The sequence below is a fragment of the Candidatus Njordibacter sp. Uisw_002 genome (genome assembly GCF_047730155.1).
GTDB lineage: Bacteria > Pseudomonadota > Gammaproteobacteria > Pseudomonadales > Balneatricaceae > Njordibacter.
The window spans coordinates 2,310,095-2,331,572 of sequence record NZ_CP159832.1 but is presented as its reverse complement, the minus strand read 5'-3'; the positions used below and the strand labels follow the sequence as shown (position 1 = coordinate 2,331,572).

General features: G+C 46.8%; 23 protein-coding genes and 1 riboswitch. Of the genes, 8 read left to right on the top strand and 15 right to left on the bottom strand.

Annotated features, from left to right (window positions below):
* The first annotated feature begins 234 nt into the window (after positions 1–234).
* The 3 genes from ABXT42_RS11210 (at position 235) to ABXT42_RS11200 (ending at position 1,248) form a co-directional block, all read left to right on the top strand.
* Positions 235–606, top strand: a complete 372-nt coding sequence (locus ABXT42_RS11210; protein ID WP_443628228.1) for a VOC family protein — start codon at positions 235–237, stop codon at positions 604–606.
* Positions 607–723: 117 nt separating this feature from the next.
* Positions 724–966 carry a DUF6868 family protein gene (locus ABXT42_RS11205; protein ID WP_443628227.1) on the top strand — a complete coding sequence of 81 codons (243 nt, stop codon included), beginning with the start codon at positions 724–726 and terminating at the stop codon, positions 964–966.
* A gap of 12 nt (positions 967–978) precedes the next feature.
* Positions 979–1,248, top strand: coding sequence for a putative signal transducing protein (locus ABXT42_RS11200; protein WP_443628226.1), 270 nt, complete (start codon positions 979–981; stop codon positions 1,246–1,248).
* An 84-nt stretch (positions 1,249–1,332) separates the two neighbouring features.
* On the opposite strand, the gene cobM is transcribed toward ABXT42_RS11200, so the two are convergent.
* From cobM to ABXT42_RS11140, 12 genes are all read right to left on the bottom strand, one after another.
* Entirely contained in the window at positions 1,333–2,109 is a 777-nt protein-coding gene (gene cobM / locus ABXT42_RS11195) for a precorrin-4 C(11)-methyltransferase (RefSeq protein ID WP_443628225.1), read from the bottom strand.
* A 30-nt stretch (positions 2,110–2,139) separates the two neighbouring features.
* Complete coding sequence (gene cobJ, locus ABXT42_RS11190; RefSeq protein ID WP_443628224.1) at positions 2,140–2,916, bottom strand: precorrin-3B C(17)-methyltransferase; 777 nt, start codon at positions 2,914–2,916, stop codon at positions 2,140–2,142.
* 33 nt (positions 2,917–2,949) lie between these two features.
* Positions 2,950–3,753 (bottom strand): cobalamin biosynthesis protein, encoded by an 804-nt coding sequence (locus ABXT42_RS11185; protein WP_443628223.1) that lies wholly within the window; start codon positions 3,751–3,753, stop codon positions 2,950–2,952.
* Positions 3,750–4,481, bottom strand: coding sequence for a precorrin-2 C(20)-methyltransferase (cobI, locus tag ABXT42_RS11180; protein ID WP_443628222.1), 732 nt, complete (start codon positions 4,479–4,481; stop codon positions 3,750–3,752). The genes ABXT42_RS11185 and cobI overlap by 4 nt, the downstream gene beginning before the upstream one ends.
* Positions 4,474–5,754 (bottom strand): precorrin-6y C5,15-methyltransferase (decarboxylating) subunit CbiE, encoded by a 1,281-nt coding sequence (gene cbiE / locus ABXT42_RS11175; protein ID WP_443628221.1) that lies wholly within the window; start codon positions 5,752–5,754, stop codon positions 4,474–4,476. Before cbiE ends, cobI begins: the two co-directional genes overlap by 8 nt.
* Complete coding sequence (locus ABXT42_RS11170) at positions 5,754–6,395, bottom strand: precorrin-8X methylmutase (RefSeq protein ID WP_443628220.1); 642 nt, start codon at positions 6,393–6,395, stop codon at positions 5,754–5,756. The genes cbiE and ABXT42_RS11170 overlap by 1 nt, the downstream gene beginning before the upstream one ends.
* A gap of 22 nt (positions 6,396–6,417) precedes the next feature.
* On the bottom strand, positions 6,418–7,203 hold the full coding sequence (locus ABXT42_RS11165) for a precorrin-6A/cobalt-precorrin-6A reductase (protein WP_443628219.1): 786 nt from the start codon (positions 7,201–7,203) through the stop codon (positions 6,418–6,420).
* Positions 7,200–8,360 (bottom strand): cobalt-precorrin-5B (C(1))-methyltransferase, encoded by a 1,161-nt coding sequence (locus ABXT42_RS11160; RefSeq protein WP_443628218.1) that lies wholly within the window; start codon positions 8,358–8,360, stop codon positions 7,200–7,202. The genes ABXT42_RS11165 and ABXT42_RS11160 overlap by 4 nt, the downstream gene beginning before the upstream one ends.
* Positions 8,361–8,368: 8 nt before the next feature.
* On the bottom strand, positions 8,369–9,718 hold the full coding sequence (locus ABXT42_RS11155) for a cobyrinate a,c-diamide synthase (protein ID WP_443628217.1): 1,350 nt from the start codon (positions 9,716–9,718) through the stop codon (positions 8,369–8,371).
* The gene (cobO, locus tag ABXT42_RS11150; RefSeq protein ID WP_443628216.1) at positions 9,718–10,308 is read right to left on the bottom strand and encodes a cob(I)yrinic acid a,c-diamide adenosyltransferase; all 591 of its coding nucleotides are present in this window, start codon (positions 10,306–10,308) and stop codon (positions 9,718–9,720) included. The genes ABXT42_RS11155 and cobO overlap by 1 nt, the downstream gene beginning before the upstream one ends.
* Positions 10,308–12,017: an AAA family ATPase gene (locus ABXT42_RS11145; protein WP_443628215.1), complete on the bottom strand. Its 1,710-nt coding sequence runs from the start codon at positions 12,015–12,017 to the stop codon at positions 10,308–10,310. The genes cobO and ABXT42_RS11145 overlap by 1 nt, the downstream gene beginning before the upstream one ends.
* A 70-nt stretch (positions 12,018–12,087) precedes the next feature.
* Positions 12,088–12,243: riboswitch (cobalamin riboswitch) on the bottom strand.
* Between the two features lie 118 nt (positions 12,244–12,361).
* Positions 12,362–13,672 (bottom strand): NAD(P)/FAD-dependent oxidoreductase, encoded by a 1,311-nt coding sequence (locus ABXT42_RS11140; protein ID WP_443628214.1) that lies wholly within the window; start codon positions 13,670–13,672, stop codon positions 12,362–12,364.
* Positions 13,673–13,706: 34 nt separating this feature from the next.
* Here ABXT42_RS11140 and pip point away from each other — a divergent pair, with 34 nt between their 5' ends.
* Entirely contained in the window at positions 13,707–14,672 is a 966-nt protein-coding gene (pip, locus tag ABXT42_RS11135) for a prolyl aminopeptidase (protein WP_443628213.1), read from the top strand.
* Positions 14,673–14,735: 63 nt separating this feature from the next.
* Complete coding sequence (locus ABXT42_RS11130; RefSeq protein ID WP_443628212.1) at positions 14,736–15,452, top strand: type 1 glutamine amidotransferase; 717 nt, start codon at positions 14,736–14,738, stop codon at positions 15,450–15,452.
* A 17-nt stretch (positions 15,453–15,469) separates the two neighbouring features.
* Here the strand turns inward: ABXT42_RS11130 and ABXT42_RS11125 are convergent, their stop codons facing one another.
* Complete coding sequence (locus ABXT42_RS11125) at positions 15,470–15,688, bottom strand: DUF2970 domain-containing protein (RefSeq protein ID WP_443628211.1); 219 nt, start codon at positions 15,686–15,688, stop codon at positions 15,470–15,472.
* Positions 15,689–15,878: 190 nt separating this feature from the next.
* Between ABXT42_RS11125 and ABXT42_RS11120 the strand changes: the two genes are divergently transcribed.
* Genes ABXT42_RS11120 through dtd form a run of 3 tightly spaced genes read left to right on the top strand, consistent with a single transcriptional unit; the run spans position 15,879 to position 17,414 of the window.
* Positions 15,879–16,088, top strand: a complete 210-nt coding sequence (locus ABXT42_RS11120) for a hypothetical protein (protein ID WP_443628210.1) — start codon at positions 15,879–15,881, stop codon at positions 16,086–16,088.
* An 8-nt stretch (positions 16,089–16,096) separates the two neighbouring features.
* The gene (locus ABXT42_RS11115; protein ID WP_443628209.1) at positions 16,097–16,969 is read left to right on the top strand and encodes an urea carboxylase-associated family protein; all 873 of its coding nucleotides are present in this window, start codon (positions 16,097–16,099) and stop codon (positions 16,967–16,969) included.
* Between the two features lie 10 nt (positions 16,970–16,979).
* Positions 16,980–17,414 carry a D-aminoacyl-tRNA deacylase gene (dtd, locus tag ABXT42_RS11110; RefSeq protein WP_443629483.1) on the top strand — a complete coding sequence of 145 codons (435 nt, stop codon included), beginning with the start codon at positions 16,980–16,982 and terminating at the stop codon, positions 17,412–17,414.
* Between the two features lie 240 nt (positions 17,415–17,654).
* On the opposite strand, the gene ABXT42_RS11105 is transcribed toward dtd, so the two are convergent.
* Positions 17,655–19,148: a protein adenylyltransferase SelO gene (locus tag ABXT42_RS11105; protein WP_443628208.1), complete on the bottom strand. Its 1,494-nt coding sequence runs from the start codon at positions 19,146–19,148 to the stop codon at positions 17,655–17,657.
* A 10-nt stretch (positions 19,149–19,158) separates the two neighbouring features.
* Positions 19,159–21,384, bottom strand: a complete 2,226-nt coding sequence (uvrD, locus tag ABXT42_RS11100) for a DNA helicase II (protein ID WP_443628207.1) — start codon at positions 21,382–21,384, stop codon at positions 19,159–19,161.
* Positions 21,385–21,478: the final 94 nt, after the last annotated feature.

The window sequence follows — 21,478 nt, the reverse complement described above, 5'->3', positions numbered from 1 at the left end:
ATAACCTTGTGCCAAATGGCATGCTAAAAGAGTGTATTAAATTGCCCACTATTTTGGCACAAAACGCCACTAAAATCAGCTTACTCTAGGCATAAACTATCTTTCATGCGACGCTTTTTAAACGTATTTTTTGTGGCTGGGCAAGTAATTATCAAAAAAGGGTCTATGCTTTAAATATTTATAAGGAAGTTAGCTATTAGCAGCTGGCTCTAAAGATACAGAAGGAGAAGCACAATGACAGTAGGGCCTACAAAAGAGCTTACAGCACAGCTGGCTGTTGAAATACATGTCAGTCACTTAAATCGCTCCTTAGCTTTTTATAAAGCCCTTGGTTTTAGCATCGAGCGTAGTGATGACACTTTTGCGGTGATGCGTTGGGAGAGTAGTTATATATTCCTAGATCAAAGAAACCAAGTTGCCTCTACTTTAGACCTGCCCGTTGCTAATGTGCGTGTGGTTGTAAACCACATAGATGTCCTGTGGGAGCAAGTACAGGCAGCTAACATGCGTGTGATAGACATGTTAACCACCCAAACCTACGGCTTGCGCGACTTCACTATTGCCGACCCAGATGGGTTTGGCGTGCGCTTTGCTCAAATCATTTAAACCGTTGGCTAGATTGCAGCCCCGGATGCTACAAAAACCATAGCAATTACCAACTGATTGCCCACAAACCCTGATCCATACTATGATATAAAAGAAGTGTAAGCAGAGGAGCCCGTTATGGATCTAAATGAAATCACCCTGTTCTTAGGTTGGTGCACGGCTATAAATATCGGCATTTTGACCTTTTCAGCGCTAGTGCTTTTTCTGTTTAAAGGTTTTTTAATCAACATCCACACTAAGCTTGCAGGTGTAAGCGCTTCACAGCTGCCCAGTTTATATTTTGCATACATGGGCAATTACAAAATAGGCATTCTCATTTTTAACTTAGTGCCTTACATAGCCCTAAAACTTATGAACTAGGAGGCAAAGACGATGATGAATAATCAAATACAAATCGCCGCTTTTTCATTTCCCCATGAGGCGCATATTGCCAAAGCAAGCTTAGAAGCAGCTAACATTCCGGCTTTAATAGCGGATGAATACACCATTAATATGGATTGGTTCTATTCAAACGCATTGGGAGGTGTGAGATTGTTTGTGCCTATAGAGCATGCAGCACAAGCCAAGGCGATTATTGAGCAAGACTACAGTAATAATGTTGATTTGGGCTTTGAAGAGTTTATTGAAGATAAACAAGACTGATTTTCCAAAAAAAGCCCACACATTGTTAAATGTGCAGGCCTTTCTCTTAGAGTAAACATCACTCTAGTAGCAGTGTGATACTACCTACCCCACCTTTTTATTATGATCTTTCTTGCGATAGATGTGTGCTTTGTTTTCATCATAAAGGTATGAGTCGTCAAAGTTTTCTGCATCTAACACATGGCCTACTAGTATGAGTGCGGTGCGGGTGAATTTCTTGGCACGCACTTTGGCCACTATATCACCCAAGGTGCCTGTCACCTTGTCTTGGTCTGGCCAGCTGGTGCGATAACACACTGCTACTGGGCAGTCTTCGCCATAGTGTGGCAATAAGTCTTCCACAATTTTGTGAATACGTGTAATACCCAAGTGAATAGCCAAGGTAGCACCTGTAGCGGCTAAAGCGGGCAAGCGTTCACGCTCTGGGAAGGGAGTTTTGCCTTCGTAGCGAGTAAGGATTAGCGTTTGTGAGATGCCAGACAAGGTTAGCTCTTTACCTAGCCATGCGGCAGAGGCAGCGTAGGCGGTAACACCTGGGATGATTTCGTAATCAATGCCCAGCGCTTCTAAACGCCTAATCTGCTCGCCAATGGCGCCATATAATGACGGGTCGCCTGAGTGCACACGTGCCACGTCTTCGCCTTTGGCATGAGTTTGCGCCATAAGCTCTACTTGATCATCTAAGGCTAGGGCGGCAGAGTCTATCACTACTGCACCGCGTGCTCTTGCGGTTTCCATGTTTTCAGTGGGCACTAATGATCCAGCAAAAAGCACTAAGGCTGCAGCGTCTAATAAGCGCTGCCCCTTAATCGTCATTAAGTCTGGGTCACCTGGGCCTGCGCCAATAAAATATACCGTCATGTTGTTGTCCTAAGTTTTTTAATGTTCTTGTTACAGCTTTTTCTTGTAGCCACGAGGGGTGTAAACCCATTCTTTGGTGCCATTGATAATATGGCGAGACTCGCTGTTGCCCACAGAAACCATGGTAAACATGTCTACGTCTTTGGCATCTAGCTCATCCAAACGGATAATACGCACGTGCTCGTCTGGGCGAGTCAGCTGGCGGCCTATTAACACTGGAGTCGATGCAGGGCGGTGCTGTAATAAAATGTCACGGGCTTTGTTAAGCTGCCAGTCACGCTTTTTTGATACAGGGTTATAAAAAGACACCACAAAGTCACCTTCGCCGGCTTTTTCTATACGCTTTAGAATAGTTTCCCAAGGTGTGAGTAAATCTGACAAAGAAATAGTGCAAAAATCATGCCCTAGCATCGCGCCTACGCGACTAGCGCCGGCTTGCATGGCAGAAATGCCAGGAATCACTTCCAGCTCTACATCCAGCCATTGCGGATGATTTTCTTTACCCTCTAGCTGCATGTCTAGTAGCTCAAACACCAAAGTAGCCATGGCATAAATACCAATGTCACCACTAGAGATAAGGGAAGTGGTTTTGCCACTGGCTGCTAAATTTAATGCTAGGCGTGCACGGCCAATTTCTTCACCAAGGGGTAGGTCATGGTGGGTTTTGCCATCACACACATCACCTAAAATATCTAGGTAAAGGCCATATGCCACTAGGTCTGAACTGGCAGCAATAGCCTTATGGGCGCGTGGTGCTACTAATTGCGCATCACCTGGGCCGGTGCTTACGATAAATAATTTGCTCATGTTGATCTCGTACTTATTTAGTAATAATTAAGGTTAATCGTGTCCACCAATTGAGCCAGTGCCAGGCGGGTATGCCCGGGCAATAGCGCAAGTAGCTTTTTGTGTTTTTAGTTTGGCTTGTATCAGCTGCGCGGAGTTGCCTGTGGCTTGTTGGGCAGCCCAAAGTGCAGCAGATTCTGCTACGCCATAAACCCCCACCGTGTCGTACACGTATTGTGAAGGGTTGATAAGCTGGTCATTTACACCTGCCAATATTGGTGCAGAATAGGTTTGAAAGCTTTTACCCAAAGTGTGGGCAAGCTCTATAAGGCCTTGTTCGTCGGCTTTAATATCAATGCTATTAATGCTTACAACATCCTTTATAGTAAGGCCTTTGTTGGCTAAGCATTCATTTAAAAATTCTAGCAAATGCTCTTGGCTACAGCCTCGCTCACACCCCATGCCCACGGTATACACTGGTTGTAAATAAGCTTGAGCGGTGGTTATGGCTAGTTGCGCATTGAGTAGGTCGCTCACTTGGCGGCCCCATTCGTTAGCGCCACCTTCGTGGCCTGACAGTAAGGGGATAACAAACTCACCTTCTTCATCCAGCACTAGCACTGCAGGGTCTGTGTATTTATCCACTAAAACAGGCGCTAAAGTGCGCACAGCAATGCCTGTGGCACAGATAAGAATAAGCCGCTCTTGGTTGGTAAAGGCTGTTTGCACGGTTTCTGCAAAAGGCACAGGCTTTAGCTCAAACGAAACTTCTTCGTTTGAGCCTTGGGCTAATAAAAGCTCTTTTATGTGGTTACCCAAGCCCGCACCCGCTTGGGTTAAGGCAAAAATCCGAATCACGAATCACGCTCCTGCTTAAGTATCACAAACAGTGAAAAATAAGGCCCGGCTTCGTTGGCCAGTGTGGATACGTCAGTTAAAATTTCTTCACGTTCACGGCCTATGTAAGCCAGATAATTAGCATCCGCAGTGCGCTTGGTTTTATTCAAAATAGCAAGAATGCGTGGGCGAGCTCGGCCTGCTTTCATTATTACCACACTGTCATGGCTTATAAGGGCTTGTTCTAGCTGTGCATCGCTATGGCGGCCACTCATCACTACAAATGACTCTTGCAGTAACGTAAGAGGCTGTTGCAAAGCTGCTGCTGCGCCATTTACAGACGAAATGCCAGGCACTACAAGGCATTGGTGCAAGTCACTCAAACGCTCTAAAAGGTAGCTAAATGAGCCAAAAAACAATGGGTCGCCTTCACATAAAAACACCACAGATTGGCCTAAGTTTATATGGCTGCTAATGCGTTTTGCGCCTATATCATAGGCCGCATTGGCGGCTGTTCTATCTGTGCTCATGGGCATGGGAATGGCCACTTCTATAGCAGCAGTGCCGCGGCTGCCAATGCTATATTGGGCTATGTCACGTGCTTGTGAAGTGCCTGATTGGTTAGACAAATAACAAATTACATCAGCACTTTGTATAATATGATGAGCTTTTAGGGTGATTAATAATGGATCACCTGGGCCTACACCTACGCCGTAAAACACACCCGCTTTAGCTTCAAAATTATGCATTATGTAATGTCTCGTGTGATATTTGTGGGGTTTTGTGCCAGCTCATTAGGGTAATGGGTAGTGCAGGGCGCAGTATATCTTGCCCTGCAATAGTGTCATGGCGGCTGATAGCCACTTGTAAATACTCTGCAGGGGCTTGGCTAATATGCTGTGAAAATTCTCGTAGCTTTGCCTTGCTTTGCTCTGTTACAGCGCTGGCCACAAGGCGCCCACCGGGCTTAAGCCGTTGCCAAGCAAGCTGTAATATTTGGCTAAGCGCACCGCCACTGCCACCTATAAATACTTTGTTTGGGTTGGGTAAGGTGCTTAGGCATTGTGGCGCTCTGCCTTGGATAATCTGTAAGTTAGCGCTCACTCCAAAAGCGGCCATATTGGCATTTAAGCAAGCGACACGCTGGCTATGATCTTCAATGCCATACACTTTGCCTTGTGGGTTCCAAAGCGCCCATTCAATAGCTACCCCGCCACAGCCTGCGCCTATGTCCCAGCCTATATCTTGAGGCGATGCTTGCAACAAGGACAAAATATTAAGCCTTACTTCGCGTTTAGTGAGCAGGCCTTTGCCAGAGTCGCCATCTGTCACAAAGTGAGTATCAGCAATGCCCGGGAAATTAGGTATTACATTACCTTCACCAAGTGTATGTACAAGGGTGACGTGTAATGGTGCAAAGCTCTGCGTGGATGAGGCTAGATCTTTTGCTACAAACTCTAGGTGTTTTTGATCTTCATAACCCAATCGTTCACACACGTGTATTTTTGAGTGTGGCAAATTTGCAGACACTAAAGCTTTGGCGATGGCTTGTGGATGGCTGTGCTTATCGGTAAGAATCAACAAATTACGGTGAGGTTGTAAATGGCGATTAAGGTTGCTTAATGGCCGCCCATGTAAGCTCACAAGTTGTGCGTCTTGTAATGATAAACCGGTTAATTCACACACGCCTTGTAAGCTTGAAATGCCACTAATACAAGTCACCTGAAAATCTGTTTCAGCACTAAATTGGCTGTGCAAATATTTACCAATGCCAAATAAAAGGGGATCACCCGAGGCCAAAATCACCACATGTTCAAAACCTTTAATGTGGTTGGCAATCTCTTTAAGCTTGGGCAAGGCTAGGCGCACTTTTTGTGAGCTATCAGTGCTTGGCGGTGCCACACTTTCTAGCTGTCTAGGTGAGCCCATAATGCAGTCACAGCTATGCAAAGCACTTAGTGCTTTGGCATTGAGTAATGGAGGCTGGCAAATACCTAAGCCAATCACTGTGATTTTAGGCATCAGTAGCGCTCGCCTATGTTGCAGCGTAATAGCGCATTCACTACCGAAGAGGCAGCGGCACTGCCACCTTGGCGCCCAAGTAAGGTAATGCAATGAATGCCTAGCTCTTCATGGATATCCCAAAGGGCTTGCTTAGACTCAGCAGCACCTACAAAACCCACTGGAATGCCTACTACTAGCGCGGGTTTAGGCGCGCCGGCCTTAATCATTTCCAATAAGCGAAACAGTGCAGTGGGCGCATTACCTATTACTACCACGCTATCTTTAAGCTGTTCACCCCAAAGCTCTAGCGCTGCCATAGAGCGTGTTTCACCGCGCTGCTTGGCCATTTTGGCAGTGTCTTCATGGTTTAAATAACACAAAGGAGGGTTTTGAATCATGCGTTTGGTAATGCCCTGCTTCACCATTTCTACATCACATAAAATGGCATTTTGATTGGCCAAAGCCTCACACCCAAAGGCACAAGCATCTTTGCTTATACGCATGTGCTGCGCCACTAGAGGGTCGCCCACACTGTGTACTACACGCATCACTACTTGTTGGGCATCCACACTTAAGCCAGACAGATCGGTTAACCGTCGAATTTGGCGAAAGCTATCTTGCTCAATAGCTGCAGGGTTAGGTTGGTATACAAAGCTCATATCAAAAAAACCAAGTGAATCATCAGTGTGAATGCTCTTTAAATGTGGGTGTTATCGGGGCAAGGCTAATAGCTGCTTTAGCCCATTGGCTTAAACGCTCTATAAGGTAATCAAAGTTTGCTTCTACAGGGCCTGTGTATGCCGGGCGCTGTAGCATAAATACGGGTAGTTTAAGGCTGCATGCAGCAGCTAATTTGGCTTGGGTAGAGCTGCCACCACTGTTTTTGCTGGCAATAGCTTGAATGTGATGCTGCTTTAATAAAGCCAGCTCCACCGGTTCATCAAAGGGGCCTATGGCCTTAATCCAGCTCACATGATCTGGTAAATTGTAACTCGGCGCCACTGCAGTGCGTAGCCAAATTTTTTGATCTGTAGGTAATAATGCCAGTTCGCCCGCACTCACTTGGCCAAGGGTAAGTAATACCCGCTGGTAGCCAGACATAGCGCTTAACAGCTTGGTGCGAGTGTCAAATAAACGCCAATCATCCTTGGCTGTTTGCTGCCACAGTGGTCGTAAAAAACGCCAATAATTGATGCCCAGCTGGCTACACGCTTTTTGAGCATGCTCGCCCATAGTGATACTAAATGGATGGGTGGCATTGACGATGCCATCTATTTGTTGGTCTTTGCAGTAGGCGCTTAAGCCACCAAATTGGCTAAAGCCACCACTCACCACCACCGCTGGCACTTTTGGTTGGCGCACTAGGCCTGCCACGCTATAGACCAATTCTAGGCAAGGCGCAGCTTGGTGCATGGCTGTGGCCAAGTGGCGCGCGTCGGCGGTGCCGCCTAAAATCAATAGTTTCACGACAAGCTATCCGCAGTGTTGCCAAAAGCACTAGCCAATAGTTTGCCTTGCCTGTTTACCGCAAATATCTCTAGCTGCACGCTTTTGGGCACGGTGGTTTGAGCAAAATGAAGAGCGTTTTGGCATACGGCGTCGGCTAAATCTATGCCTTGTGCTTGGCACAGGCCTAGGGCTTCTAGGCTAGTATTACAGGCTTCTATAGACGCTACTAAACGCTCATCAGCGCCCAAACTACGGGCAATTTTTGAGAGTTTTTCCAAATTGATGGATGACCTGCTGCTGTGTAAGTCTAAATGGCCATCTGCCAGCTTACTAATTTTGCCAAACCCACCACATATAGTGACGCGCTTTACAGGTGCCTTTTTAAGGTGCTTAAGCACTGCACCTGCAAAGTCTCCCATCTCAATAAGTTGCATGTCATTAAGACCATAATGTTCACTTATAAACGCTTCACTGGCATTGCCGGTGGAAGCTGCAATATGAGAATAGTCGTTTGACGCTGCTACATCTAGGCCTTGGTGAATGGATGCAATCCACGCCGCACAAGAGTACGGGCGCACTATGCCTGTGGTGCCCAAAATAGATAATCCGCCCAAAATGCCTAAGCGGCCATTCATGGTCTTTTTGGCAATTTCCTCACCATTGACCACGCCCACGGTCACATCAAAACCACCGGTGTATTGGTAAAACTTGGCAAGGCGTGTGAGGTGTTCGCTCATCATTTTTCTAGGCACGGGGTTTATGGCCGCTTCGCCTACGTCTATCACCAAGCCAGACCTTGTTACAGTGCCCACACCTTCGCCTGCTTTAAAACGAATGCCTTGTTCATCTACCAAATCTACACACACCCAAATAGTAGCGCCATGGGTAGCATCTGGGTCATCTCCGGCATCTTTAATCGTTTGTGCATAAGCGCTTGTGGCGCTGCGCATTTCTACTGCGCTTAAGCGTAAATCCACTTGCTTGCTGGCCTTTTTATCAGCATCTTTGGTGCGGGTAGCATTGGGCCTTTTATCAGGTAAAGTTACGCTAACGCTGGTTTTAGTCACTTTACCAAGTAGCAAGTGACCCACAGCCAAACAACACGCCGTAGCGCAAGTGCCGGTCGTTAAACCGGTGCGCAAAGGTTGTTTTTTTTCGCTGGATTCAGGCCACATAACTTATATTAACCTTGTGTCTGCTTAGTAAATAGCTTGGCCACCACTTCTGGATTAGAAGGGAAAAACAAGTGCAAATAGCTAGCGGTTAGGCCTTGTTGGCGATAAATGGCTTCACCAGGTGCCGGATGTCGCTGGCGTTTGCCATGGGCAATAGGCTCTGGCGTGTTTTGGCTACGTGAACGATGGTGAGCATGGGCACGCACTTCACCTTCTGGCAACATAGCCGCTTGCATGCCTTGGCAGCCACGTTTGCCACGCATAGTGCCTTGGCCTTCTAAGATGCCCGCCATAGGATGGGTAATTTCATCTAAGTCTGTGAGGTCTTCAAGGCAATATAAAAACCCACCGCATTCGGCCAATATAGGCTTGTTGTGGGCATTAAATTCACGAATGTCTTCTAACATGCTGCTATTTTCAGATAATTTTTTAGCATGTAGCTCTGGATAGCCACCAGCAAACCATAGGGAGTCTACAGGTGGTAAGTGCGCATCATTAAGGGGTGAAAAATAGGTAATTTGTGCCCCCATAGCTTCTAGCAAGCCCGTGTTGGCACTATAGATAAAGCTAAAAGCTGCATCACGAGCAATGCCGATTTTGGTGCCAGCTAAAAGCTTGGCTGGTGGAGCAATGTCTTGGCTGGCAAAAGCCACGGCAGGCGGCAGGTCACAAATGGCTTGGTCGCCAAGCCATGCTTTGCCTAAATTAAAGCGCTGCTCTAGCTCATCGCGCACTTCATGGGCTTGCACTAAGCCTAGGTGACGCTCTGGTAATGAAATCTCTGGGTCTTTGGCTAAATTGGCCAGTAAAGGCATACGTCCATCAAGGGCATCACTGATCAGCTGTGCATGGCGCTGGGTGCCACAATTGTTGGCAACTAGCCCGTAAAATTCAACATCGTCTCTAAAATTCGCCAAACCTAGCGCCACTGCAGCAGCAGTTTGGGCCATACCTTTCACATCCATTACCAAAGCCACTGGTATATTGAAGGTAGAGGCAAGGTCGGCACTAGATGGTTCGCCGTCAAACAGCCCCATGGCGCCTTCTACTAAAATAAGATCAGCAGTTTGGGCGGCCAGATAAAACTGGTGGCGGCAATATTCTGTGCCTGCCATCCACAAGTCTAGCTGAGTAACAGGCTGACCAGAGGCCTGCTCTAAAATCTGTGGGTCTAGGTAATCAGGGCCCATTTTAAACACGCGTACATTACGGCCAAGGTCTTTGTGGTAACGAGCTAAAGCCGCCGTAATGGTGGTTTTGCCTTGGCCAGAGGCAGGCGCTGCTAAAAATAATGCAGGGCAATGCGCCACAAGTGGTGTGGCTGCGATGCTTTGCGATTTAGAAGTGATCAGTGTCATTAATATTCAATACCAGCTTGAGCTTTAACGCCTATACGAAACGCATGGCCGTCATCTTTTACCGTGCTTATAGTGTCTGCATATTCAACCAGTGCTTCTGGCATCACGCGGCCTGTAATCATCACAGTTTGGTGGTGCGGGCGGTTGGCTAGGGCTTCTAATACAGGCTCTAAAGGCAAGTAATTATATTTAAACACATAGGCCATTTCGTCAAGTACCAACATATCGATACTAGGATCTTGTAATAGACCTTTAGTGATCTCCCAAGCTTTTTCTGCGGCGGCAATGTCATTAGACTTATCTTGAGTTTCCCAAGTGAAACCATGGCCCATAACGTGCCAATCTAGCCCTGGATAGTCTTTAAAAAACTTATATTCACCAGTTTCAACACGGCCTTTAACAAACTGCACTACCGCGGCTTTTTTACCGTGGCCCAAGCTTCGCATCATGGTGCCAAAGGCAGAGCTGCTTTTGCCTTTGCCGTTACCGCGTAACAAAATGGTCACCCCGCGCTCTTCTGTCGCTTTGGCAATGCGGGCATCAATCACGGCTTTTTTGGCCGTCATACGTTCTTCATGGGTTTTGCTCATTAAACAAGCCTCGCTTGAGATAAGGTTAAATAGTTTGCGTTTAAAGAATCTGCAATTTGTTGGCCACGGCCACGCTTTATTTGGCCTTGTTCTATATCCACAAGTACCGTGTGGCCATGTAGTTTAAGGCCTGATAAATCTTGTTGTACACGGCCATCGGTGATGATGGTATTAATAATTTGCATGGCTGGATTGCGTCTTATTAATCGCCCAGCAAAAGTGCTTGCCTGCTGGATAGCCTGTTTTAGCGGTGTGCCGCCACCTGCACCCAAAGTGTTTAGCAGTGGCGCCATAGCTTTAGGCGCACGGCCTTGGCTGTATAGGGTAGATACTTGATCATTACCAAAGCCTAGCAATACTAGCTGCTGGCGGGCTAAATAGGCCTGATGAGCGATACCTGCAACCAAACCTTTAGCTTGGCTTTGGCCATCACCATTTAAGGTGGATGCCGAGGTATCAAGTAGCACTAAATGCATTACTGGGTCTGCGCCACGTTTTTTGCGGTATCGTAAATCAAGGCTAGTGGCCTTACTGCCCTTACTATTTGGGGTATAGCGGCCTGCGATGAAACTTGCAAACCAATTGATACGTTTAGACCACTGTTTAGTGGCTGCGCCATTGCCTTTGCCGTGCAAGCCCTTACTACTTGCTATAAAGTCTGCTGCTTTAGGAGACAACTTAGCAATAGGGTTGGCGTTATCTTGTGCTATGTGAAGAAGCTGCCCGGTAGTTTGCGTAGTGGGCGGCATTTGGCCAAAGTCTTCTTGTGCTTGGGGTTTGCTATCAGATGGCCGCTCAAAAGGAGGTGGGCTTGGAGGTGGTTGGTTGGGCGACTTGGAAGAATCAGATGAATTAGTTTCGTTGCGACGGTGCATTAATACCAGCTCTTGCACCGCATCAATATCGTCTAGGCTTACCGCGCCACTTTGTTGCAGCGCTGCATGCGCTAAGGCTGCGCGAAGCCAAACCAAATCGCCACGCACGCCATCCACTGCAGCATCTACACAACGCTTTGCTATTTCAAGGCGCATTTCATCACTAACAGTCACTAATGACAGCTGGTTTTGAGCACCTTCAATACGGGCTCGCAAGGCGTGTTGCTGAGGCTCATAGGTGGCTAAAAAGGCGCTAGGGTTTGCATCAAAATCTTGCCTGGCGCGCACTATTTCCACTCGCTCTAAGGCAGTGTATGAGTTTTGCAGGGCCACACCAAAACCAAAACGATCTAACAACTGTGGGCGTAGCTCACCTTCGTCAGGGTTCATGGTGCCCATTAGGGTGAACTCAGCTTCATGCTGGTGGCTTATACCATCGCGCTCTATGTGGTTGATGCCACTGGCTGCAGCATCTAAAAGTAAGTCTACTAAAGCATCGGGCAACAGATTCACTTCGTCAACGTAGAGCAAACCTTTATGGGCTTTACTTAACAAACCTGGCGCAAAGCTGACTTGTTGCTCACCCAGCACTTTTTGTAAATCTATAGTGCCGGTTACCATTTCTTCGCTTGCGCCAAGGGGCAGTGTAACTATGCGGCTTAGATTGGTGATGTTTAGGTCTGCTAAGCTGCGAGCTAAGGTAGATTTGGCGCTGCCACGTGGGCCACTAACAAGCACCCCACCAATAGCAGGATCTATAGCCAAAAGGGTGAGAGCAAGCTTAACGGGAGCTTGGCCAACCACAGCGGTAAAAGGGAAATTTGATTTAAGCATAAATGATATCCATCGCACCCACCGTACGATTCTTGTTAAACCCAGTATATATGACCATACACACTGATTTTTTTGATTATATAGAGAGGCTGGTATCGGACTGAATCGCCTAGCGATTTACCGTTGCGGGGGCAGTGTTGGCTCAAGACCGGATTGCCGTAATCTTGTCCACGCTTCCCATTTAACTGCCTGTCCACCAAGCAGAACCACTCATTTAGCACTATTGTAGGCTTATATTGTGCAGAATAATACGTTTATGCATTGCTAGGTTGCTTAGGTGCGGCCTAGGCGTATTTATTGTCGCCATGGTGATAATTAATGCGTAAATTTATCGTTAAATGAGGCTACTTTTTGTTTTGCTTTAAAGCCTTATGCCTTTGTAGATTATCCCATCCATCTCTCACTTTATACCAAGCACTTGCGCCTTTCATATACCAAGGACTTCCGTGATGGTAAAAACGACTTTGTAGTAAAGTTTGTTCAAAAACGCTATGTTTTTTATCAGGGTAGAGCATCTTTAGCGCCGCTTTGTGGCCCAAATAAGGCGCCATAGCCACACCGTTTCCACAATAACCCAAAGCGTGATAAATGCCATTATGACAGCCTATATTGGGCAGCTTACTAAAGCTGAAGCCGGTAAATCCAGTCCAGCAGTGGCTGATCTGAGTGTCTTTTAGACTAGGGAATATTTCTGTTAATTTGGCTTTTAAAGTAGGCAACGCCTGTTGTGGTGTGATGGCGTGTAAGGCTGCGCGTGAACCTAGCATAATGCGTTTGCCGCAAGGTGTGGCTCGGTAGTAACAAAATCGCTGACGTGTTTCTACCATGCAGTGGCCACCAGGCAATAACCCTTGCACCACTTCTTTGCCCAATTCTTGGGTGACTATAATAAAGCTTGGTACTGGCATCACGCGTTTGGCCAAAAATGCGCAGAGCTTAGATTGAGTGTAGCCGTTGGTTGCCATAAGCACTTGCTGACAATCTATTTGCTGGCCGTTGGTGCTGATACAAAAACCATTTAATGACGCTTTTACCGCTTGCACAGGCTGTTCACCAAATACGTGCACCCCTGCTTTTAAGGCCAGCTGTAGTAGCCCAAAATGTAATTTTTTAGGTTGCACGCTGGCGTGCCCCTCATAAAGTAAACCACCAAAATATAATGGGGTATTAATATGCTCAGACATTTCATCAGGCGCCACCATGCGTGCAGCAAACGCTTCTATATTTTGTAAATCTTCATTGGCTTTGGCCATGGCTGTAAAATTATCAGGTGTCCATGCGGTGCGTAAACGACCACACATTTGCAAGTCGCAGTCGATAGCATGCTCTTTGATAAGGTTTTTGGTGTAGGCTAAAGACGCATTGGCTTCACAGTGTAATTGATCAGCTATAGTAGAGCCGTAATGCTGCTTTGCATCAGCCACAGACACTTTATGGCCAGAGCCCAACATGCCGCCATTGCGGGTGCTGGCGCCAAAGCCAATCATCTGGCTGTCTAGCACCATGACTTGGCGTCCGGCATTAGCTAATGTCAGGGCTGCGCTTAAACCTGTAAAACCGGCCCCTACAACCACACAATCGACTTCGGTTGGCAGGGTTTCAGTGTTACGATAATGGGGCTCATCTTGCCACCAGTAAGGTGTGAATTGGGTCATTTTTGAGAAATATTTTTATTATTGAGTTAACACCATGCAACAACTTTATCCAGAACTCAAACCTTATAGAGAGTTTTTTTTGCCGGTCACTCATGGCCATAGCCTATATGTAGCCCTATGTGGAAACCCTGAAGGTATTCCGGTGGCCGTGATGCATGGTGGGCCAGGTGGTGGCTGCGGTGCCTTGTCACGCCGATATTTTGACCCCAATATTTATCATATTATTTTGATGGATCAGCGTGGTGCCGGTCGCTCTTTGCCTCATGCTAGTTTACAAGCAAACACCACGCCACATTTAATTAGTGATTTTGAGGCATTGCGGCTGGAGCTAGGGGTTGCTAAGTGGCTTTTGTTTGGTGGCTCTTGGGGCTCTACACTAGCATTAGCTTATGCTCAGGCACACCCAGCGCAGGTGCAGGGGCTTATATTAAGAGGTATTTTTTTAGGTCGCCAGCAAGATGTAGACTGGGTTTATGAAGAGGGTGGCGCTAGCCGAATATTTCCAGACTACTGGAAAGTGTTTCAAAAACCTTTGCTCAACACACAAGCCCAAGCCACCAGAAAAATGGTTAATCATTATTATGAATTGTTATGTGGAGAAAACGAGCTCAAGCGCTTTGCGGCCGCAAAAGCATGGGCCACATGGGAAGGGAGCATTGCAACTTTAGACCCTAATCCGAGCCTCGTTGGGGGCTTTGCCGACGGGCATTTTGCCCTAGCTTTAGCCCGTATTGAGTGCCATTATTTTGTTAATCAGTGCTTTTTTGAGCCTAATCAATTGTTAGAAAATATGTATAAGATTAGCCACTTGCCAGGCATTATTGTGCATGGTCGCTATGACATGATTTGTCCGTCAGAGCAGGCTTTTCAAGTGCATGAGCGCTGGCAAGAGTGCCAATTAAATATCGTTTCAGGTGCCGGCCACTCGCAATCAGAACCTGGTATTGTGGATCAGCTTATTAAGGCCACTCAACATGCGGCCAAATATTGGCGTCACTAGGTGCCGCCGTGGCCAAGTGTCTGATGTAATTATTGCCACTGAACTTAAATAGGAGATATAAAGATGCGCATACTCGTGTTTCAGCACGTAGATTGTGAGCACCCTGGCTCACTAAGACAGTTTTTAGCCGATGATGGTATTGAGTGGGATGCCGTTTATTTGCACCGTGGCGATAAAATCCCAAGCTTTGATGGCTATGATGCATTGTGGGTGATGGGTGGGCCAATGGATGTTTGGGATATTGAGGAAAACCCTTGGCTTGTGGCTGAAAAAGCAGCCATAAAACACTGGGTAGCAGATTTAGGCAAACCCTACTTAGGGTTGTGTCTTGGGCATCAGCTGCTTGCAGACGCCTTAGGAGGCACTTGTGGGCCTCAAAAAACTCCTGAAATTGGTGTGCTTGAAATCCAGCTAACTGAGCAAGGCAAAGCGGATCGACTTTTTTTGGGCACAACTCATCGGCAAAAGTGCCTACAATGGCACTCAGTGAGGGTAGCTCAAGCACCAGAAAATGCAGTTATTTTAGCTAAGTCAGACGTTTGCTCTATTCAAGCGATGAGAATAGGAACCAATGCTTGGTCTATGCAATATCATGTTGAAATAGAACCAGATACCGTGGATAACTGGGGCGCCATACCGGCGTATGCCCAAGCTTTAGAAAACACACTTGGCCATGGCGCATTGGTTCGCTTAAAACACGACACTGATAAAAGCATGACGCAATGCTTAAGCTGCGCTAAGCTGATCTACACCAACTTTATGCAAACCATGGATGGGTAAAATGAAATAAAATGGGTTTAACTTGGTAAAGCTATCTTTACTGCTGCCACCACAACAATGACAAACAGCACTAAGGTGCCTAAACCAGCGTAAATCATGCGCTCTAAGCCATCTTTCATGTCTTCTTCACGCTTTTCATTAGATTGAATGCCCACAAACATACCAAGCACGCTTTGGGTGTAACTTAAAATAGCACGCAATTTTGATTTCTTTGGTGTGGTTTCTTTGTCAGTCATTCCCTTGTCTCCTATAATAATTTATTATATAAGTATATTCTAATTAAAGGTCTAATGGTAGCTTTAGCAGCATCATATGAAGCTCTTTCATGTATAAGGCCGCCCATGTAAACTTGCTTTAGATGCCAAGTAAAAACTTAAGATTAGCTTAAGTTAAAAATAGCACAAAATTGCAAATAGAATCACTATTATGACCGGTCAACGACGATATTTAAAAGTATGGGCAAGAACAGTGGGCATGCCCATTGGCCTAGATGACGACGATAAGCCAGAGTTTTTGCCTATAGCCCAAACAGATGTAAAAAAAGCTTTAGCGTTTAGAACCTTTTGGGTGGTATTACATGTAGCCACTTGCCTAATGATTATTGCAGGCAATAGCAAAGCACTAGGATGGATATAATTTAAAATATGAAAAACAAGCCCCAATATGCAAAGCCTTTAGACGCCCAGCAACGCTTAGATATAGCCCCAGTGGTGTGCTACCCCAACGACACACTTCCTGCTTATGACGAGGCTTTTTATAGCCACTTGCAAAAAGGCATGAAGCTTGTGGATAGTGTGCTGATACCCGCCAGAGATGCGCGCAGCTTTGTGGTGCCAAAGGGGCATGTATTTCGTATTGTCAGTGTAGAAGGCCCCCAAGTAGGTGACTTAAACCTATGGCACAAAGACAACTTAAACGAACGTTTTTTTAGTGGCAAAACACGCGCCTTGCATGGCACCCATGTGAGCACCGGTGACAGATTATGGAGCAACTTGCCTTATCTAAGGCCCATGGCCACCGTGATAGATGACACCCTAGACTGGTATGGCTGGGACAGCTTTGGTGGCAGCGTGCATGACGTGATTGGCACCCGCTGCGACCCCTATACTAACCAAGCGCTAGGGCAAGATGAATATCACCACTGCTGCCACTCCAACCTAACACGCGCCATGCTAGATCATACCCAAAAGCCCCTAGACGAAGTGGAGCCTATGGTGCACGACGTTTTGAATGTATTTATGTGCACAGGCTTTACCCAAGACACTCATCAATATTTTATGAAAGCCAGCCCAGTGCGCCCAGGTGATCATTTAGCCATGTTTGCAGAAATCGATCTGGTGGGCGCTTTATCAGCGTGCCCAGGTGGAGACTGCAGTAGCGAGCACTCTAGCGACACGTCTAAATGCTACCCTTTAAAAGTGGAAATATATCAGCCAAGGCCGCAAGACTTAGAAGGCTGGTGTAGCCCAAGCATTAATGGCTACAGCAGAAACCATGGGCTGGATTCAAAAAAGTGAAATCAAACTAATGAAAGCGCTAATGCAACGAGTGACCCAAGCTAAGGTAGAAGTAGATGGCCAATGTATAGGCCAAATAGACCATGGCATTATGCTGCTTTTGGGTGTGGACAAGGCAGATGACCATGCCAAAGCAGACCAACTGCTGCATAAAGTGCTGCACTATCGCTTTTTTGGCGACGAAAACGGCAAAATGAACCACAACGTTCAGCAAGTAAACGGCCAGATACTCATCGTGAGCCAGTTCACCTTGGTAGCAGACACCAAAAAAGGCCTAAGGCCTGGATTTTCTAACGGCGCTACCCCGGTCTTGGGTGAACAAATGTATGATTATTTTGTGGCCCAAGCCAAACAACACATCACTGTGGCCACAGGCCAATTTGGCGCCGATATGCAGGTGAGCCTTACTAATGATGGGCCGGTTACTTTTATGTTGGAGGTTTAGGGGCAAAGCTAAAGTAGCTAAAGAGGTTTCTTGTAAAGCTTAGGGTATAAATCCTTACCTAAGGGGTCTCCAGGTTTTAGGTCATATTCGCTCATTATGGCACTGTGGTCTGGGTCCATGTTGCACTCTGGAAACTTGATACGCAGATCACCCACTCATTTGCTGGTAAATACTTTTAGGCTTTGGCCTTCATCCAATTTTCCAAGCACTCATTACATATTTATCATTAATAAAGCACTACTAAGTGCCACAAAAAGTATGCGTAACCACCTCTTGTGCCATGGGTGTAAGGGCAAATTTCTTTAGCGCGCTGTGGTAGTTGTAAGGTACTTTTAGCACCTCTAATAAGTTGTAAAATGGCTGGTAATCGCCTTGGTCTTCGGCGGCCCTTATGGCTAGCTCTACCTGGTGATTACGGGCAATAAATACTGGGTTTGCAAGCTTCATTTGCTCATAACGCTGGGCTTTAGTTTGTGGGTCTTTGTCTAAACGTAGTTGCCATTTTTTCTGCCACACCAGTAATTCATCTGGCGCGCTAAATGCGTCTTCAATGCTTTGATGGGACTCATCTATGGCGGCTTGGTCTACCAAGTATCTAAAACACAAAGTGAAATCTAGCTTGTGTTCAGTCATTATTGTAAACAACTGCTGCGTAAGCTTTTGATCATCAGGTTGCGGTTTGCTCATGCCTAGTTTGTTGCTCATTACGCGCTGATACGCTGCACCGTAATGGGTTACATAGCTACTCAATGCCTCTTGGGCCAATGCAATGGCCTTATCACTGTCGCTATCTAGTAGGGGTAATAGTGCTTCTGCTAGTCGTGTCATGTTCCACTGGCCTATGCCTGGCTGCTGGTTATAGCGGTAGCGGCCTTGTCGGTCTATAGAGCTAAACACCTTGTCACCGTCATAGTCGTCCATAAATGCGCATGGGCCATAGTCTACTGTGGCGCCACAAATAAGCACGTTGTCGGTGTTCATTACGCCATGGATAAAACCAAACCCTTGCCATTGTGCAATCAGTTTGGCTTGCCTTTCTATCACTTCATTGAGTAGGGCTAAGTAGGGATTGGGGCTGGCTATTAAGGTTGGAAAATGTCGCTTAAGGCAATAATCAGCTAGCGTCTTCACACCTGCGTCATCACCTTGCCTAGAAAAAAACTCAAAACTACCCACACGAATGTGGCTTGGCGCAATGCGTGTTAATACTGCCCCTGGTGCTGGGCTTTGGCGCATTACTGTTTCGCCAGTAGCTACAGCAGCAAGGCTGCGGGTGGTGGGCACGTTTAACGCTGACATGGCTTCACTAAGCAGATATTCTCGTAATACAGGCCCTAGTGGTGAGCGCCCATCGCCTCGGCGTGAGTAAGGTGTGGGGCCAGAGCCTTTAAGTTGTAGGTCAAAGCGTTCGCCATTTGGGGTCACTATTTCGCCTAGTAAATGTGCTCTACCATCACCTAAAGTGGGGTTAAATGTGCCAAATTGGTGGCCTGCATAGGCTTGTGCCATAGGCGCTGAGCCCATGGCCGTTTGATTACCAGCCAACACTTGCAGGGCTTCATCTGATGTAAGCCATTGCAGGTCTATGCCTAGCTCTTGGGCTAGCTCTTGGTTATGAGTAATAGGTGTAGCGTTAGCCACGCTAATGGGCTGTGCGTAGCTATAAAAACGCTCTGGTAGGCTGGCAAATGTAGTGTCAAATTGCGGGCTGGTGGCAGGTGTTTGGGTGTTCATTTGTTGATACCTATAAATTTTCTAGCTTTGCATAGGCCAATACTAGCCATTTGCTACCTTGGTTTTCGAAGTTCACTTGCACTCTGGCTTGGGGGCCTGAGCCTTCAGCATTCACCACCACACCTATGCCAAACAAAGGGTGCCTTACATTTTGCCCTAATGCTAATACGGGGGTTTCTAATACCTGATGACGGCCTGCGCGGTCATATGTTCTTGTTGGGGTGGGCCTTGCAGTGACTGGCCTGCTGATACTAGATTTAAGCCGCACTTCATTCATCAATCCTTCTGGTATTTCACCAATAAAGCGTGAAGGGCGGTTAAAGGTTTCTTGTCCGTGTAAGCGGCGGCTTTCGGCATAAGAAATATACAATCGTTGCATGGCGCGAGTGATACCCACATAACAAAGGCGGCGCTCTTCTTCCAAACGGTCACCTTCTTCAAGGGACATTTTGTGAGGGAATAAACCTTCTTCCACGCCCCCTAAAAACACCACTGGAAACTCAAGGCCTTTGGCAGAGTGCAGTGTCATTAGCTGCACGCTGTCTTCTGATTCATCGGCTTGTTGTTCACCTGCATCAAGTGCGGCTTGGTCTAGCATGGCAGCTAGTGGTGTGGTGGCTACAGGGTCTAAATCACCATCAGGGTCGTCAGAGTCTTGTACGGGGTTCCAAGAGCTAGCAAATTCTTTGGCGGCACTCACAAGCTCTTTAAGGTTTTCAATACGCGTTTGGGCCTTTTCACCCTTTTCTTTAAGGTGATGTTGCACTAGGCCAGATTGTTGAATCACCAAGTCCACCATCTCATGTAAAGATAGCTCGCTAGTGTCTTTATCCAAGCGGTCAATAAGGCCAATAAAGCTATCAATGGCGTTATGGGCGCGGGTAGGCATCACGTTTTGGCTGAGTATTTGCTTGGTGCTGTCCCACATAGAGCAGCCTTCTGCTCGGGCGTTTTGGCGTATTTTGGCCACTGTAGCTGCGCCTACTCCTCGAGTAGGCACGTTAAATACTCGCTCTAAAGCGGCATCGTCGTTGCGATTTTTGATGAGGCGTAAATAAGCCAACGCATTACGTATTTCTAGGCGATCATAAAAACGTTGACCACCATAAATGCGGTAGGGCATTTGGGCACGAATTAAGGCTTCTTCTAGCACTCGAGACTGAGCGTTAGAGCGGTAAAGAATGGCGCATTCGGCTCTTAGGCCACCGTCTTTATGCCACTGTTCTATTTGAGATACGATGAAACGGGCTTCATCCATTTCATTAAAGGCCGCATACAGTGCAATGGGCTCACCATCTTTGTCGTCGGTCCATAGATTTTTGCCAAGGCGGCCAGTGTTGTTAGAAATCACACCGTTTGCAGCTTTAAGTATGATGCCAGTAGAGCGGTAGTTTTGCTCTAGTTTTATGGTAATGGCATTGCCGAAGTCGCGCTCAAAGTGTTGAATATTTTCTATTTTTGCACCACGCCAGCCATAGATAGATTGGTCGTCGTCACCCACAGCCATCACCTTAGCAGTAGTGCCTGAAAGCACACGTAGCCAAGCATATTGAATGGTGTTGGTGTCTTGAAACTCATCCACCAGCATGTGCTTAAAGCGGCCTTGGTAGTGGGCCAATAGCTCACTGTTGTTTAGCCATAGTTCATGGCAGCGCAGCAGTAGCTCACCAAAATCTACCAGCCCAGCACGCTCACACGCCTGATGATAGGCAGCATATACTTTTACTTGCGTGTCTAGTTGAAAATCACCGTGGGTTTCTATGTGTTGTGCGCGTTTGCCTTCATCTTTACAGCCATTAATAAAATGCTGAAACGACCGCACAGGCCAGCGGCTTTCATCAAGTTGCATCTCTTTGCATAGTCTTTTGAGAATACTTAGCTGATCATCGCTGTCTAAAATTTGAAATTCTTTTTGTAGCCCGGCTTCTTGCCAATGGCGCCTTAATAGACGATGAGCCAAACCATGGAAGGTTCCTACCCACAGTTGCTGTGTATCCAAACCCATAAGGCTTTCAATACGAGCACGCATTTCTCGTGCAGCTTTGTTGGTAAAAGTAACGGCCATAATAGACCAAGGAGACACGTTTTGTGCCTCTATTAACCAAGCAATACGGTGCACCAATACACGGGTTTTACCACTACCGGCGCCAGCCAATATCAGCAAGTTTTCCTCTGGCGCTGCAACAGCCTCGCGCTGAGAGCCGTTGAGTTCATCTAAAAGGCGAGAAACATCCATTATTGTGTCCGTATTGGCGTGTTGGATTGTGTGGTTGCCCACGAAGGTAGCATCTAATCTTAACCTATTGTAACGACAGATAAGCTAAATATCA